This is a genomic window from Streptomyces sp. NPDC047014 (assembly GCF_040644195.1).
GTDB lineage: Bacteria > Actinomycetota > Actinomycetes > Streptomycetales > Streptomycetaceae > Streptomyces.
This window is the reverse complement of record NZ_JBEYVX010000001.1, coordinates 70,303-84,813: the sequence shown is the minus strand read 5'-3', so window position 1 is coordinate 84,813 and position 14,511 is coordinate 70,303. Positions and strand designations below refer to the sequence as shown.

11 protein-coding genes and 2 pseudogenes are annotated in these 14,511 nt (G+C 72.3%); 10 read left to right on the top strand and 3 right to left on the bottom strand.

Annotated elements, in window-relative coordinates:
* Window positions 1-132 precede the first annotated feature (132 nt).
* The 4 genes and pseudogenes from ABZ873_RS00365 to ABZ873_RS00350 form a co-directional block, all read left to right on the top strand.
* Window positions 133-1,584 (top strand): annotated as a pseudogene (locus ABZ873_RS00365) (RICIN domain-containing protein); the annotation flags it as partial.
* Window positions 1,585-1,656: 72 nt separating this feature from the next.
* A pseudogene (locus ABZ873_RS00360) lies at window positions 1,657-2,106 on the top strand (beta-xylosidase); the annotation flags it as partial.
* A 70-nt stretch (window positions 2,107-2,176) separates the two neighbouring features.
* Window positions 2,177-3,157: a DUF916 domain-containing protein gene (locus tag ABZ873_RS00355; protein ID WP_360863335.1), complete on the top strand. Its 981-nt coding sequence runs from the start codon at window positions 2,177-2,179 to the stop codon at window positions 3,155-3,157.
* 305 nt (window positions 3,158-3,462) lie between these two features.
* On the top strand, window positions 3,463-4,542 hold the full coding sequence (locus ABZ873_RS00350; protein WP_360863334.1) for a polysaccharide lyase: 1,080 nt from the start codon (window positions 3,463-3,465) through the stop codon (window positions 4,540-4,542).
* A 73-nt stretch (window positions 4,543-4,615) separates the two neighbouring features.
* On the opposite strand, the gene ABZ873_RS00345 is transcribed toward ABZ873_RS00350, so the two are convergent.
* From ABZ873_RS00345 to ABZ873_RS00335, 3 genes are all read right to left on the bottom strand, one after another.
* On the bottom strand, window positions 4,616-4,942 hold the full coding sequence (locus ABZ873_RS00345; RefSeq protein ID WP_360863332.1) for a hypothetical protein: 327 nt from the start codon (window positions 4,940-4,942) through the stop codon (window positions 4,616-4,618).
* Window positions 4,897-5,298: a helix-turn-helix domain-containing protein gene (locus ABZ873_RS00340; RefSeq protein WP_360863331.1), complete on the bottom strand. Its 402-nt coding sequence runs from the start codon at window positions 5,296-5,298 to the stop codon at window positions 4,897-4,899. Before ABZ873_RS00340 ends, ABZ873_RS00345 begins: the two co-directional genes overlap by 46 nt.
* Before the next feature lie 539 nt (window positions 5,299-5,837).
* On the bottom strand, window positions 5,838-6,728 hold the full coding sequence (locus tag ABZ873_RS00335; protein WP_360863329.1) for an STAS domain-containing protein: 891 nt from the start codon (window positions 6,726-6,728) through the stop codon (window positions 5,838-5,840).
* Window positions 6,729-6,972: 244 nt separating this feature from the next.
* Between ABZ873_RS00335 and ABZ873_RS00330 the strand changes: the two genes are divergently transcribed.
* From ABZ873_RS00330 to ABZ873_RS00305, 6 genes are all read left to right on the top strand, one after another.
* Entirely contained in the window at window positions 6,973-7,395 is a 423-nt protein-coding gene (locus ABZ873_RS00330; protein WP_360863327.1) for an STAS domain-containing protein, read from the top strand.
* A gap of 23 nt (window positions 7,396-7,418) precedes the next feature.
* On the top strand, window positions 7,419-7,796 hold the full coding sequence (locus tag ABZ873_RS00325) for an FKBP-type peptidyl-prolyl cis-trans isomerase (RefSeq protein ID WP_360863325.1): 378 nt from the start codon (window positions 7,419-7,421) through the stop codon (window positions 7,794-7,796).
* Window positions 7,797-8,270: 474 nt separating this feature from the next.
* A complete protein-coding gene (locus tag ABZ873_RS00320) occupies window positions 8,271-9,749 on the top strand; it encodes an amino acid permease (RefSeq protein WP_360863323.1) in 1,479 nt (492 codons plus the stop codon).
* A gap of 162 nt (window positions 9,750-9,911) precedes the next feature.
* Window positions 9,912-10,964 (top strand): formylglycine-generating enzyme family protein, encoded by a 1,053-nt coding sequence (locus ABZ873_RS00315; RefSeq protein ID WP_360863321.1) that lies wholly within the window; start codon window positions 9,912-9,914, stop codon window positions 10,962-10,964.
* A gap of 66 nt (window positions 10,965-11,030) precedes the next feature.
* On the top strand, window positions 11,031-13,388 hold the full coding sequence (locus ABZ873_RS00310; protein ID WP_360863319.1) for an arylsulfatase: 2,358 nt from the start codon (window positions 11,031-11,033) through the stop codon (window positions 13,386-13,388).
* Window positions 13,389-13,532: 144 nt separating this feature from the next.
* Window positions 13,533-14,504, top strand: a complete 972-nt coding sequence (locus tag ABZ873_RS00305) for a polyphosphate kinase 2 family protein (protein WP_360863317.1) — start codon at window positions 13,533-13,535, stop codon at window positions 14,502-14,504.
* Window positions 14,505-14,511 lie beyond the last annotated feature (7 nt).

The following is a 14,511-nucleotide window of genomic DNA, read 5'->3' as shown; positions in this document are numbered from 1 at the left end:
CGCCACGGCCGTGCACCAACCTCTGCTCTAAATTGTTGGTTCACGCGCAAAAATGTTGGTTCCTGTGTGCATGCGGGGCGGGACCCGCATGCACACAGGGCCCATCTGCGCGCGGTGACTTCAAGGATCCGCATGCGAAGAATGCGAGCCGTCCTCGTCGGCCTGAGCCTGCTCCTCCCGGTCCTCGGGGGAGCGCCGACGGCGCTGGCGGCGCCCGTCACCACCGAGACCGGCACCCAGTTCCCCGACACCACGGGGCAGCGGGTGCAGGCGCACGGTGGGGGCGTACTCAAAGTCGACGACTACTACTACTGGTTCGGGGAGGACCGCGGCGACGACAACACATTCCGCTACGTCTCCGCCTACCGCTCCAAGGACCTCAAGAACTGGGAGCCCCGCGGCCATGTCCTGACCCAGGAGACCGATCCCGAGATCCGCTCCGCCGTGATCGAGCGGCCCAAGGTGCTCTACAACGAGAAGACGAAGCAGTTCGTCATGTGGCTGCACAAGGAGGCGGACGACTCCTACGCCGAGGCGCGCGCCGCCGTGGCGGTCTCCTCCACCGTGGACGGCCCCTACACCTGGAAGAGCTCCTTCCGCCCCCGGGACGCCTCCGGCGCCGAGCACATGTCCCGTGACATCACCGTGTACGAGGACAGGGCCGCGGGCAAGGCGTACATGGTCTCGGCGGCCAACCACAACGCCGACCTGCACATCTACGAGCTCTCCGAGGACTACACCCAGGTCAAGGACCTGGTGGCGAACCCCTGGCCCGGCCAGCACCGGGAGTCGCCGGCCCTGTTCAAGCGCGGCGACGTCTACTTCATGCTCACCTCGGGCACCAGCTACTGGGACCCCAACCAGCAGAAGTACGCCACCGCCCCCAGCCCGACCGGACCGTGGTCACCGATGAAGGACGTCGGCAACCACAACGGCCACCACTCGCAGACGGCCTTCGTCCTGCCCGTGGAAGGCAGCGAGACCACCTCCTACCTCTACATGGGAGACCGCTGGGCGGGGGTCTGGTCGGACCCGAGGCACGTCAACGACTCCAGGTACGTCTGGCTTCCCCTGGAGTTCCCGACCCCCACGACCATGATCCTTCCCTGGTACCCGCAGGTCTCCGTGGACACCGCGACGGGCCGCATGGCCGGCGCCGGGGGCGATCCGCTGCACACGATGACCAACAAGGGCAGCGGCGCCTGTGCCACCGTGCCCGGCAGCTCCTCCGACAACCAGGTGCCGGTGACCCAGGAGACCTGCGCCCCGGCCCTCAGCAGCCGGTGGCGGTTCACGGACAGCAGCAACGGCTATGTCAGGGTCCTCGCGCAGCACAGCGGCAAATGCCTCGATGTCGCGGACCGCTCGACCGCCGACGGCGGTGCGGTGAAGCAATACGACTGCGGCTGGGGGGACAACCAGCGCTGGCGCTTCGAAACCCTCCCCGACGGTCCCGAAGGGTTCGTGCGCATCGTCGCCCAGCACAGCAGCAAGTGCCTGGCCGTGCGGGACGGATCCACCGCGTCCGGCGCCGGGCTCGTCCAGTCCGCCTGTGACGGGTCGCCGGGCCAGGCGTGGAAGGTGACCTCTTCCGCCACCGAGCCGGGGGATCCGAGCGGTCCCACCGACCCTGCCGACCCGTCGGCGCCTGGTACGGCGGAGCGGCGGCTCACCGCATCGGTCGGCGCCGGGGTCCTGACCATGGCCACCACGGCGGATCCGGTCCCGCTCCCCTCCGTCGACTTCGGTACCGGCGGCGCCGCGGCCGGACAGCTGGGCGCCGTCACCGTCAAGGACTTCCGCGGCGGCACGGCCGGCTGGTCGCTCACCGGCAAGGTCACCGACTTCGCCGGACCGCGCGGGAAGATCGGCGCCGACCGGCTGCGGTGGACGCCCGCCTGCACCACCCGTAGCGACAGCCCCAGCACCTGCGCGGCGGGATCCCCCGGAACGGTCGGCAAGGACGGTGCCACGCTGGCCTCCGCCCCCGCCGGCGGCGAGCTCACGGGCGGGGAGTTCACGGCCGATGCCGCCGTGTCCCTCGACATCCCCCGGTACACGCCCGTCGGCAGCTACACCGGCACGCTCACCCTGACCCTCCTCTGACCTCCTCTGACCGCGCGCGCGTGCCGGGGGCCCGGCGTCCGGCACGCGCCGCCCCGAAAGCTGACGGCCCATGCGCACCGCGTACGCAGTACTCCTTCTCCTCCTCCTGACCGCTCTCTCCCCCGCACCGGCCCACGCGGCGGACAACGGCGAATGGTCCGTCAGGCCCGCCGACTCCCCGCTCACTCCGCGGGCTGCCTTCGAGCTGCCGGCCCGGCCGGGAGCGAGCCTCACGGACCGCGCCATCGTGACCAACACCACCGACGGGGAGCTGACGTTCCGCCTGTACGTCGCCGACGCCCACAACACCGAACGCGACGGCGGACTGGCCGTGCGCGGGATCGAGGAGGCCCAGCGCGGCATCGGCGCGTGGGGCCGGCCCGAGCGGGACACCGTCACCGTGCCCGCGCGCTCCTCGGTGACGGTCGGCCTCACTCTCGACGTCCCCGCCGACGCCCAGCCGGGGGACCACGTGGGTGCCCTCGTCGCGGTGGACACCCGGGTGCGGCCCGCCGACGGCTCGCACGTCGGCATCCGGCGCGCCGTCGGAGCCCGTGTGTACCTCCGCGTGGAGGGGCCGGAGCGGCCCGCGCTCGCGGTGGAGGACGTACGGTTCACGGCACGGCACCCGTGGCTGCCGTGGCCGGGCCGGGGTGCGTCGACCGTGTCGTACACCCTGCGCAACACGGGGAACGTGACGCTCTCCCCGCGCGTGTCCCTGCGTACCGAGGGGCTGATCCTGGGAGGCCCGGACGGGCGGCGGCCGTCCGGGGTACCGGCCGAACTGCTGCCCGGCCAGCGGGTACGGCTGACCGGGACCTGGGCGGGCGCTCCGCTCGCGGGCTGGGGCCGGATCACCGTCACGGCGAGCGCGGGCGCCGTCCACGGCACGGGATCCGACGGATTCCTCCACGTGCCGTGGCTGCCGGCGGGGGCTCTGGCGCTCCTGCTGTGGGTGCCGCTGGAACGGCGCCGCCGCAGGCGGGGGCGGGAGCGGGAACCCGGGTCTCAGGGATGGATCCGGAGAGCGGTGTCGTCGACGAGGAAGTAGGCCGGGACGGCCATGTCCTCCTTGGTCGCCGCCGAGGACGGGGAGTTGGGCGGAGGTGCGGTCGTAGCGGGTGGGCAGGGTGCCGTCCGGGTCCCGCGCGGCGGAGGTGCGGACCAGCGCGTCCTGCGTCCCTGAGCCCAACGCCGCGCCCCCGAACATCACGAGCGGATCTCACCGGCCCCTCTGGCCTTGACGCGGGATACCGGCTGGGATGTGATGTGCCATCACGTGCGAACCTGTTTGGTTTCGAGCGATTGTGCGGCATGCGCACGACATCGCAGCCCCTCCCTTCTCAAGGACAGTCCATGCTCCAGACGCACAGCCGCCGACGTCGCGTCGGCACGGTATCGGCGGCCGTTCTCGTGGTGTCCCTCACGCCGTTCGAAGCGGCGGCCGACCGCCTCAACCCCGTCCCCTTCCGGGACGGCTTCGAGTCCGGCACCACCTCCGCGTTCCCCCGCAAGGGCATCGACGGCACGGGCACCGTGACCGTCGCCCCGGCACCCGGCGCCCGGGGCGGCAAGGCCGTGCGGTTCGCGATGCCCGACGACGGCAACTCGTACCGCACGGAGATCGCCACCAACCGCCTGCCGTACGGCAGTTACCGCTACACCTTCGCCAACTACCTGCCCGCCGAATGGATCTCCTACGAGAACCAGACGATCGTCTCCCAGTGGCACGGCGGCACGGGCACCATCCCCGCGGTCGTCCTGGCCGTCCGGAGCGACCGGTGGATGATGCTCGTGCACTGGAAGACGGGCTCCGGGCAGGTGGACGAGGTGAAATACGACCTCGGGCCGGCCCGCCTCGGGCGCTGGAACCAGTGGTCCTTCGACATCACCTGGTCCACGGCCACCACCACCGGCTCCATCACGGCCGGCCTCGACGGCCGCCAGGTCGGCTCGCACCGCGGCCCGAACAGCTACCACCAGGACACCGCCCCGTACCACAAAATCGGCCTGTACCGCCCCAACTGGCAGGCGTGGAAAGGCCACAAGGCAGGCGGCGGCTCGGCGGTGGTGAACTACTACGACGACATCACCATCACCCCCCTCTCCGGGGCGTCCGCCGCCCAGCCCGCACCCCCCTCCCCCCAGCCCACGACACCCCCGACCACATCTCCCTCCCCCTCGGCCACCCCGGCCCTCTCCGCCACCGGCCCGGCGACGCGGGCCCCTTCCCCCGGCTCCTCCGACGTCATCCCCCTGGACGCCGCGGACACGGACACCGACAACAACGCCCTCCAGTCGGCCGACTCCCCCACCCCCGACCGCACCACGATCGCCCTCGCCCTCGGCAGCGCCCTCCTCGCAGCCGCCCTCACCCTCACCCTCCGCCACCGCACAAGGGCGGCCCGCCGCCGCACGAACAGCCACCGGGCCTGATCGGGACCCGGGGGCCCGGCGCTGCGTACCAGAGCCTGTCGCTGCGCTCGCTACGGGGTCGGCAGCGGTGGGGTCAGCTGAACACGACCGAGCGGAGCTTGAGGCGCGGGCCCAGGTGCTTGCCGGGGGGCATCACGTAGAAGACGTCGCCCGTGCAGTCGAAGTCGAGGTAGACGGTGGCCGTGCTGTCGGTGAGGTTCCCGGGTGCGGAGCCCGGCGTGAGGTCGGTGGTGTACGGCAGGTTGACGCATTCACCGCTCTCCGGGTCGGAGAGGTGGCGCGGGAGTCCGAGGCTGCCGCGGTAGGTGAACTCGCCTTGGGCGGCGTGGGCGGAGTTCGTCACCGACGTGGCGATCAGCAGGGCGCCGACCAGGGCCAGGAGGGTGCTGCGGAGGCGCATCGTGTGTCCTTGGTTCGAGGGTGCCGGGCGGTCCGGCCCGGCCACGTTTTCGCCCCGCGCCCCCGCGTGAGTACTTCCCTCACCTGGTGAGGGGGCAAGATCACCCGGGCGGCGTACGGGCGCTCCGCGCGCGGTGTCGGCCGGTTGCCGCACGGGGACCGGCCGTACAGGGCACGGTAGACCACCGAGAAGCTGCCCGGCTTCGCGAAGCCCCAGCGGCGGGCCACGCCCTGCACCCGCACCCCGCCGTGCGGCTCGGCCGCCAGCAGGTCGGCGTGCGCGCGTGCCAGGCGTACGCGGCGCAGGGCGGCGCGGCGGACGGTGTCCCCCGGCCCCGCGTGCGGCGGATCGGTCATCGTGGTGTTCGGGAACGCGGTGAGCGCGACCGAGGCGTTCAGCAGCGGCTGGGGCGGCGGGGCGGTGCCGCGGCGGTCATCGGCCCGCGGATGTAGTAGTCCACGGTCGCCCGCCAGATCGCTGCGAGGCGGCCGGACGACGTCGAGGCCGGGCTAGCGCGAGGACGTCGCCCGCGAGTTCGTTCAGGACGTAGCGGGCCGGCCGCTGCGGGTGGAGGAAGGACGAGCCCGCCGCCACCCGGTGCTCCACGCCCAGCGTGCGGACGGTGATCGGGCCCGTCCGCAGGGAGAACCCTCACTCGTGCTGTGCAGCAGCGCACCCACCCCGATGAACCGGGCCTCCGTACGCCGGCGGGCGCAGCAGCGTGGGACCGTGCAGCGCGGCGATCGCCGCGCTGGGCTCTGCGGCGTCGGAGATCTGCCGGTACCGCCTCGCCACCGGCAGAGCGGCCGGTTCGCCTCGCATGCCCGCTTTCTCCAGCCCGCTCCGCTGCGGCGGTCCTGCTCGTCGCACCCCAGCCCGCCCCGCAACGCTCCGCTCAGGGGGCGATCTCCGGTCTCAGACGGCTGGTGACCTGTTCCGCGGCCGTGCTCAGGCCGGCCAGGGCCGTCTGGAGGCGGCGTACGGCGTCCTCGGCGTCGGCGAGTTCCGCGGGCGTCGGGACCACCGTGCCGAAGGACTGGCCCGGTCCGGCGGTCAGGGTGCGCCAGTGCAGGACCGGGGCCAGCGCCTCGGCGTTCTGCGCGAGGAACCAGGCGAGCTGGCCGTGCGTACGGGCGATGGCCATGGCCACGTGCGCGAGGGCTTCCCGCAGCCGCTCCAGCCGTTCGATGACGGGCAGTCCGCGCTGGTCGGCGGGCGGGCCGACGGCGTGTGCCAGGTGCTCGGCGGTGAAGCGGGCCAGCTCCGTCTCCGACACGGACAGCTCCCACTGGCCGTCCTTGACCTGGCGGGCCGCCTCCACCGCCAGGGCCTCGGTCCGCGCCCGCATGCCGATCACCTCCGGCCGCGCCAGGCGGGGAGCGTGTGCGACGGTGCGGCGGTCGCCGCGCCCGGTAGCGGGGCGGCGGTACGTGGACCGGGCGGCGTCCGGGGCGGGCGTGCTCGGCAGCACGTCGAAGGCGGCCTCGGTGCCGGTGAGCTCCAGCAGGCGGGCCACCTGCCGGTTGGGCGCGGCGAGCCGGAAGGCGGTCCCGGCGGCCCCGGCGGCCCGGCGGACGCGCAGCAGCTCGTTCAGCCCGGCGCAGTCGCAGAACTCCAGGCCCGAGCAGTCGACGACCAGTATGCGCGGCAGCGGCAGGGCGGCCAGTGCCTCGTTCAGGGCGTCCGCGAGCCGGGGCACGGAGATGAGGTCCACCTCACCGGCGAGTGCCACCACCCGGGTGCCCGGAGGCGCCGGACGGTGGCTGATCCTCAGTTCCCTGTCCATGTCCGCCGCTCCTTCCCCCGCACGTATGGGTCCCGCATCGACCCTCACACCTCCGTATCGCCGGACGCAGCCCCGGGAACGAAGCCGCACGGCCGGAGAACGAACTTCGCGCAGCTCCGACACGGGTGAGACGCCCGGCATCCCCCTCCGGCGTTTCGTTTCGCGGGCATTGAGCGTAGCGTCGGAGGTGTTCCGGGGCAGAGCCCTGTGCGGCGCGAATCCTCCGGCGAGGCGGGACTGAGGCATGGACTTCCGGCTGACGGTGAAGCGCTACGGCCCGACCGTGCACCTGGCTCCGAGCGGCGAGCTCGACCTCGACACCGGGCCCGCGCTGGACGGCGTACGGGCCGAGTACAGGGACGCGGACGTGGTCGCCTGCGACATGCGGCGGCTGACCTTCCTCGACGTGGCCGGCCTGCACGCGCTGCTCGGCCTCGCGCACCGGCTGGAGGCGTACGGCACGGCGTTCTTCGCGTACAACTGGCAGCCGCAGCCACGCCGCCTGCTCGACCTCGTCGACCAGGTCGAGCTGATCGAGGGCCCCGGCCGCGCCGGGCACCGCGCCGCCGCCACCCGCCTCCTGCGCCGCACCCTCCAGGACTCCGCGACGGCCGCCCGCTCGGCCAGGGCCTCCCGCACCCGGCGTACCGCATCGCCGTACCGCTGACGCCGAAAGCTAGGGTGGGCGCGATGAGCGAGATGACGAAGCCCGAGATCGCGCGGCCGGAGGGCGAGGCTCCGGAGGAGCTGGCCGTCCGTGACCTGATCGTCGGCGACGGGGCCGAGGCGAAGCCGGGGCGGGTGGTGCGGGTGCACTACGTGGGGGTGACCTTCGCGTCCGGGGCGGAGTTCGACGCCTCCTGGGACCGCGGCGAGCCGTTCAAGTTCGCCGTGGGCGGGGGCCGGGTCATCAAGGGCTGGGACCGCGGCATCCGCGGCATGAGAGTCGGCGGCAGACGCGAGATCACCATCCCGCCCCGCCTGGCCTACCGCGACCAGTCCCCCTCCCCGCTGATCCCCCCGGGCTCGACGCTGGTCTTCGTGGTGGACCTGCTCTCCGTGGTCTGAGCCCCGTCCCTCCCGGGCCCGGGCCGGTGCGGGCAGTTTTCCCCCGCGATGCGCCCCAGAAGTACCCCGGAAGCACCCCCAGAAGTACCGACCGTATACATCTATCCCCATTTCGTCACCCTGCGTGACCGGACACGCCCGTTTGGCGCGGCGTCCGGCACGTTTTGCCGCGTTGTCATTCCGCGTTCGCTCAGCGGAACCTCAGATCCGAATAACGATCCAGTCATCACACAAGGGTCTTTGGACCTGGTCGGGGGCGTTCAGTGGTTTTGCCCGTGATGTACCCCACGGTCCGAACTCGGATGACGTGATACATCTTCACGACCGCCTGCCGGACACCACCCACGTCCGTCGCAGGGGCGCTGGAGCCGGCCGACCGCCGGCAGCAACTCCATCAACCATCCGGGGGATCGGAACCCGATCCGCAGCCGAGCGCGGCGCGGTTCGGCATGGAGCGGAAAGGCGCACCACGGCATGACCTCGACGCACGTCGAACAGCAGCACGGCGACAACGGAGCGACCAAGGGCGATACGCCCGGGGAGGGCTACGAGCGCGGACTCGGCAGCCGCCAGGTCCAGATGATCGCCATCGGCGGCGCCATCGGCGTCGGCCTCTTCCTCGGCGCGGGCGCGAACATCGCGAAGGCCGGGCCCAGCCTCATCCTCATGTACGCCCTCGCCGGCGTGATCGTCTTCTTCATCATGCGGGCCCTCGGTGAGCTGCTGCTCTACCGGCCCGTCTCCGGCTCCTTCGCGGAGTACGCCCGCGAGTTCCTGGGCCCCTTCTTCGGGTTCGTGACCGGGTGGACGTACTGGCTCATGTGGGTCGTGACCGGTATGGCGGAGCTGACCGCCGCGGCGATCTACATGAACTACTGGTTCCCGAGCGTGCCCCAGTGGACGACCGCGCTGATCTTCCTGGTGGTCCTGTACGCCGCCAACCTGATCTCGGTGAAGATCTTCGGCGAGATCGAGTTCTGGTTCTCGATGGTCAAGGTCACCGCCCTCATCGGCATGATCGTGATCGGTATCGGTGTCGTCACCTTCGGTTTCAGCCAGGCCGGTGACACCGCCGCCGTCTCGAACCTGTGGGCCTTCGACGGCATCTTCCCCAAGGGTGTCGGCTCCAGCCTGATGACCCTCCAGGGCGTCATGTTCGCCTACCTGGCCGTCGAGCTCGTCGGCGTCACCGCGGGCGAGTCCGAGAACCCGGAGAAGACCCTCCCCAAGGCGATCAACACCCTGCCCTGGCGCATCATCGTCTTCTACGTCGGTGCCCTCAGCGTGATCCTGATGGTCGTCAAGTGGACCGAGTTCCAGCCGGGCGTCAGCCCGTTCGTGGCGGCCTTCGCCAAGATCGGCATCCCGGCCGGCGCGGCCATCGTCAACTTCGTGGTGCTGACCGCGGCCCTGTCCTCCTGCAACTCCGGCATGTACTCCACCGGCCGTATGCTGCGCGACCTGGCCGCCAACTCCGAGGCCCCGAAGATCCTGGGCCGGCTGAGCTCCACCAAGACCCCGGCCGTGGCCATCACCCTCTCCGTCGCCCTCATGGGCATCGGCGTCGTCCTCAACTACGTGGTCCCGGAGAAGGCGTTCGGCTACGTCATGTCGGTGGCGACCGCGGCCGGCATCTGGACCTGGATGATGATCCTGGTCAGCCACATCCGCTACCGCCGCGCGGTGGTCGCCGGCAAGCTCCCGGCCTCCTCCTTCCCGGCCCCCGGCGGCACGGTGTGCAGCTGGATCGCCGTGGCCTTCCTGCTGCTGGTCACCGTGATGATCGCCATCGACCCGGACAGCCGCGTCTCCCTGTACGTCGGTGCCGGCTGGGCCGTCTGCCTGGCCGTCGGCTGGGCCGTGCTCAAGTCCCGCAACCCGCAGATCGCGGCCCGGACCTCGGTGTCCGGCCCGGAGGCGGACCCGGAGCCGGAGCTCGCTGGCCGCTCCTGAGCCGTTCCCGGCCGGGGCACCTGCCCGGCCGGGGCCCGCTCGCGGCCCGGGGCCCCGCCCCGCGCCACGCGCACTCCCGACGGGGGCGCGCCGGTCCACCCGACCGGTGCGCCCCCGCGTCGTTTCCCGGTCCGGCCGCGCGCGTGCGGCACCGTAGGGCGGGTGAGCGAGACAGCGCGGCGCACGGTCGGGGCCCCGCCCAAGGGCATGGTCGCCGTCCCTAGCGGGACCTTCCTGATGGGCGCGGAGGGCTTCTATCCGGAGGAGCGGCCGGTGCGTCCGGTGACGGTGGACGGCTTCTGGATGGACGAGCGTCCCGTGACGCTCGCCGCCTTCCGGCGCTTCGTCCGGGCCACCGGCTACGTCACCGTCGCCGAGCGGGAGATCGACCCCGCCGACTACCCCGGCGCCGACCCGGCGGCCCTCGTCCCCGGGGCGCTGGTCTTCCGGCGGACGCCCGGCCCGGTCCGTCTGGACGACTGGCGGCAGTGGTGGGAGTACGCGCCCGGCGCCTGCTGGCGGCGCCCGCGGGGAGCCGGGGGCGCGGCGGGCGGCCGGGAGCTGCATCCGGTGACGCAGGTCTGCTACGAGGACGCGCACGCCTACGCGACCTGGGCGGGCAAGGCGCTGCCCACCGAGGCGGAGTGGGAGTTCGCGGCCCGGGGCGGGCTGGAGGGGGCGGTCTTCCCCTGGGGCGACGAGTTCACCCCGAGGGGCCGCCGCATGGCCAACACCTGGCACGGCGAGTTCCCCTGGCAGTACCTCCCCGCCTCCCCCGCGCGGCCGGAGCCCGGCACCACACCGGTGGGCTCGTACCCGCCGAACGGCTACGGGCTGTACGACATGGTGGGGAACGTCTGGGAGTGGACGGCCGACCCCTACACCGACCACCACCCCGATCCCGCCCCGCGCCCCTGCTGCGCCCCGCCCGGCCCACGCCCCGAGCCGCAAGCGCAGCCGCAGCCACAGCCACAAGCGGAGCCCCCGCCCGGCCCGGCCACCGGCGAGCGCTTCCCGCGCCGCGTGACCAAGGGCGGCTCGCACCTGTGCGCGCCGAACTACTGCCTGCGCTACCGCCCGGCGGCCCGTACCGGCCAGACGGAGGAGACCGCCACCTGCCACCTCGGGTTCCGCTGCGTGCTGCGCCCCGGGGCGCGCGTCACCCGTACGTACGACAGCGCGGGCGCCGCCCGGCCGCACTCCGCAGACTGCTGAGTGCCGCCGCCGCCCGAGGCCGTACCGGACGCTCTCGGCGGGCGGCCCGTGCAGGAGGGACGGCCCATGTCCGACACGTTCCAGGGCGTGATCAGCCTCGATGTCCGCGACTCGGTGCCGGACTGGTCCCCGTACGAGCAGCCGAAGGCGCCCGAGGGCGCGCCGAACATCGTGTACGTGGTCCTGGACGACGTCGGCTTCGGGGCGCTGAGCTGCTACGGCGGCCCCATCGAGACCCCGAACATCGACCGGGTCGCCGCGAGCGGCCTGCGCTACAGCCAGTGGCACACCACCGCGCTGTGCTCCCCGACCCGCGCGGCGCTGCTGACCGGCCGCAACCACACCACCGTCGGCATGGCCTGCATCAGCGAGGCGGCGATCGGTTTCCCCAACGCCAACAGCCATATTCCCGGGAGCTGCGCGACCCTCGCCGAGCTGCTGGTGGAGCGCGGCTGGAGCACGTCGGCGGTCGGCAAATGGCATCTGTGCCCGGAGGACGAGGCCACCCTCGCGTCCACCCGCCGCAACTGGCCGCTGGGGCGCGGCTTCGAGCGGTTCTACGGGTTCCTCGGGGCGGAGACCAGCCAGTGGTACCCGGACCTGGTGCACGACAACCACCCGGTGGAGCCGCCCGCCACGCCCTCCGAGGGCTACCACTTCGGGGCGGACATCACCGACCGGGCGATCCAGTTCATCGACGACGTCAAGGCCATCGCCCCGGAGCGGCCGGTCCTCCTCTACTACGCGCCCGGCTGCGCGCACGCCCCGCACCAGGCGCCCCGCGAGTGGATCGACCGCTACCGCGGCCGGTTCGACGAGGGCTACGAGGTGATGCGGGAGCGGATCCTGGCCCGGCAGAAGGAGCTGGGGCTGGTCCCGGAGAACACGCAGCTGCCGCCGGTCAATCCGATCGGTACGCCGCGGACGCGCAGCGGGCCGGGCGGTGAGCCCTTCCCGGACCTGGACCGCACCCGGCCGTGGGCGGAGCTGAGCGAGGACGAGCGGCGGCTGTTCGCGCGGATGGCCGAGGTGTACGCCGGGTTCGTCTCGCACTGCGACGACCAGTTCGGGCGGCTGCTGGCCTATCTGGAGGACATCGGGCAGCTCGACAACACGATCTTCGTGATCGTCTCGGACAACGGGGCGAGCGGTGAGGGCGGCCCGAACGGCTCGGTCAACGAGAACAAGTTCTTCAACAACGTCCCCGACGACATCACCGAGAACCTGGCGATGCTGGACCGGCTGGGCGGGGTGGAGACGTACAACCACTATCCGAACGGCTGGGCCATGGCCTTCAACACGCCGTTCAAGATGTGGAAGCGGTACTCCTTCAACGGCGGCACCTGCGATCCGTGCGTCATCTCCTGGCCCGCCGGGATCGCCTCGCGCGGTGAGGTCCGCACCCAGTACCACCACGCGGTCGACATCGTGCCCACCCTGCTGGACTGCCTCGGCATCGGGCTGCCGGAGACGGTACGCGGCCATACGCAGGTCCCGCTCCAGGGGGTCAGCATGCGCTACTCCTTCGACGCGCCGGGCGAGCCGTCCGCGAAGAGCACGCAGTTCTACTCGATGCTCGGCACGCGGGGCATCTGGCACCGGGGCTGGAAGGCCGTCACCACCCATCCGGCGATCAGCGGCTGGAGCCGGTTCCCGGAGGACACCTGGGAGCTGTACCACACCGACGAGGACCGCTCCGAGCTGCACGACCTGGCCGGGGCGGAGCCCGGGAAGCTGCGGGAGCTGATCGGGCTGTGGTTCTACGAGGCGGGCGTGAACCAGGCGTTCCCGCTGGACGACCGCTCCGCGCTGGAGATCCTGTCCACGCCGCGCCCGCAGCTCACACCGCCCCGGAACCGCTACGTCTACCGCCCCGGGGGCTCCGAGGTGCCGGAGTCGGTGGCGGTCAACATCCGCAACCGCTCCTACAGCATCGGCGCCCTGGCCGACCTGCCCGGACCGGGCTGCTCCGGGGTGCTGTTCGCGCACGGCGGCCGCTTCGGCGGGCACGCGCTCTTCGTCCGCGAGGGCCGGCTGACGTACGTGTACAACTACCTCGGCAGCGAGGTGCAGGTGGTCACCGCGGGCGAGGACCTGCCCACCGGGGAGCGGCTGATCCTGGCCGCCTCCTTCGACAAGGACGGCGAGGTCTCGCCGGGGGTGGCCACGGGCGTGCTGAGCCTGTACCACGGCGACCGGAAGGTCGGTGAGGGGCGGATCCGGACCCAGCCGGGCCGGTTCACCCTGGCGGGCGAGGGCCTGACGGTGGGCCGGGACTCCGGCGAGCCCGTCACGGAGCTGTACACCGGCGCCCCGCCCTTCACCTTCTCGGGCGGGACCCTGCACCGCGTCGCGGTCGACGTCAGCGGGGAGCCGTACATCGACCTGGAGGCCGAGGCGGAGGCCATGCTCGCCCGCGAATAGGCGGGCGGGCGCGGACCGGGGCCCGGGCGGGTCCCGGTCCGGGGGCGATCTTGTGCGGTCGCGCCCAGAATGACGACGAGAGGCCCCGTCCCGGCCCCCGGCCGGCCCGTGGTCCCGTACCCGGAGCGGAGAGGGGCTGGCCCCATGGCGGACGCGAGAGCCGAACGCATCGCGGAGTTCATCGAGCCGCTGCGGGTGCGCCCGGGGTCGAAGGTGCGGCTGGACCGGGACTTCGACCCCCGGTACAAGGCGGACCTCCGGAAGCGGGACGGGGCCGAGCTGCTGCGGACCGGGGTGGCGCTGCTCGCGGAGTACCAGGAACGGCTGGCCGCCCAGGACACGTACGGGGTGGTGCTCTGCCTCCAGGCGCTCGACGCGGGCGGCAAGGACGGCACGATCCGCCATGTGATGAGCGGGGTCAATCCGCAGGGCGTGAAGGTCAGCAGCTTCAAGGTGCCCTCCGCGGAGGAGCTGGACCACGACTACCTGTGGCGCTACGCCAAGCGGCTGCCCTCGCGCGGGGAGATCGCCATCTTCAACCGCTCGCACTACGAGGAGGTCCTGGTCGTCCGGGTGCATCCCGAGGCGCTGCTGCGGCAGAAGCTGCCGGAGCGGGGGCTCGGGCCGGGCATCTGGGACCGGCGCTACCGGGAGATCAACCGCTGGGAGCGCTATCTCACCGACAACGGTTTCAAGGTGGTGAAGATCTTCCTGAACATGTCGAAGGAGGAGCAGCGCATCCGCTTCCTCAAGCGCATCGACCGGCCGGAGAAGAACTGGAAGTTCTCCGCCGCCGACGTCCGGGAGCGGCGCCGCTGGGACGACTACCAGCACGCCTTCTCCGAGATGCTGTCCGCGACGAGCACCCGCTGGGCGCCCTGGTACGTGGTCCCCGCGGACCGGAAGTGGTTCGCGCGGATCTGCTCGGCGGCCGTCCTCGCGCACACCCTGATGGAGATCGATCCGCAGTTCCCGGACGTGGGCGAGGAGGCCCGCAAGGACCTCCAGGTGACGAGGCGGCGGCTGGAGCGCGAGGCCCCCGCCGGGGCCGAGGCCGATCCGTACGCGAGCCGGCACCGCCCGCCGGAGGAGACCGGCGGACGCGGGTCCGAGTAGGAGGCGG

Excerpts from the sequence above, each read along its gene's own strand:
- ABZ873_RS00325 (WP_360863325.1), top strand. The coding sequence starts at position 7,419 with ATGAGCGAGATGACGAAGCCCGAGATCGCGCGGCCGGAGGGCGAGGCT.
- ABZ873_RS00310 (WP_360863319.1), top strand. The coding sequence starts at position 11,031 with ATGTCCGACACGTTCCAGGGCGTGATCAGCCTCGATGTCCGCGACTCG.
- ABZ873_RS00350 (WP_360863334.1), top strand. The coding sequence starts at position 3,463 with ATGCTCCAGACGCACAGCCGCCGACGTCGCGTCGGCACGGTATCGGCG.
- ABZ873_RS00340 (WP_360863331.1), bottom strand. The coding sequence starts at position 5,298 with ATGACCGATCCGCCGCACGCGGGGCCGGGGGACACCGTCCGCCGCGCC.
- ABZ873_RS00330 (WP_360863327.1), top strand. The coding sequence starts at position 6,973 with ATGGACTTCCGGCTGACGGTGAAGCGCTACGGCCCGACCGTGCACCTG.
- ABZ873_RS00345 (WP_360863332.1), bottom strand. The coding sequence starts at position 4,942 with ATGCGCCTCCGCAGCACCCTCCTGGCCCTGGTCGGCGCCCTGCTGATC.
- ABZ873_RS00355 (WP_360863335.1), top strand. The coding sequence starts at position 2,177 with ATGCGCACCGCGTACGCAGTACTCCTTCTCCTCCTCCTGACCGCTCTC.
- ABZ873_RS00305 (WP_360863317.1), top strand. The coding sequence starts at position 13,533 with ATGGCGGACGCGAGAGCCGAACGCATCGCGGAGTTCATCGAGCCGCTG.
- ABZ873_RS00335 (WP_360863329.1), bottom strand. The coding sequence starts at position 6,728 with ATGGACAGGGAACTGAGGATCAGCCACCGTCCGGCGCCTCCGGGCACC.
- ABZ873_RS00320 (WP_360863323.1), top strand. The coding sequence starts at position 8,271 with ATGACCTCGACGCACGTCGAACAGCAGCACGGCGACAACGGAGCGACC.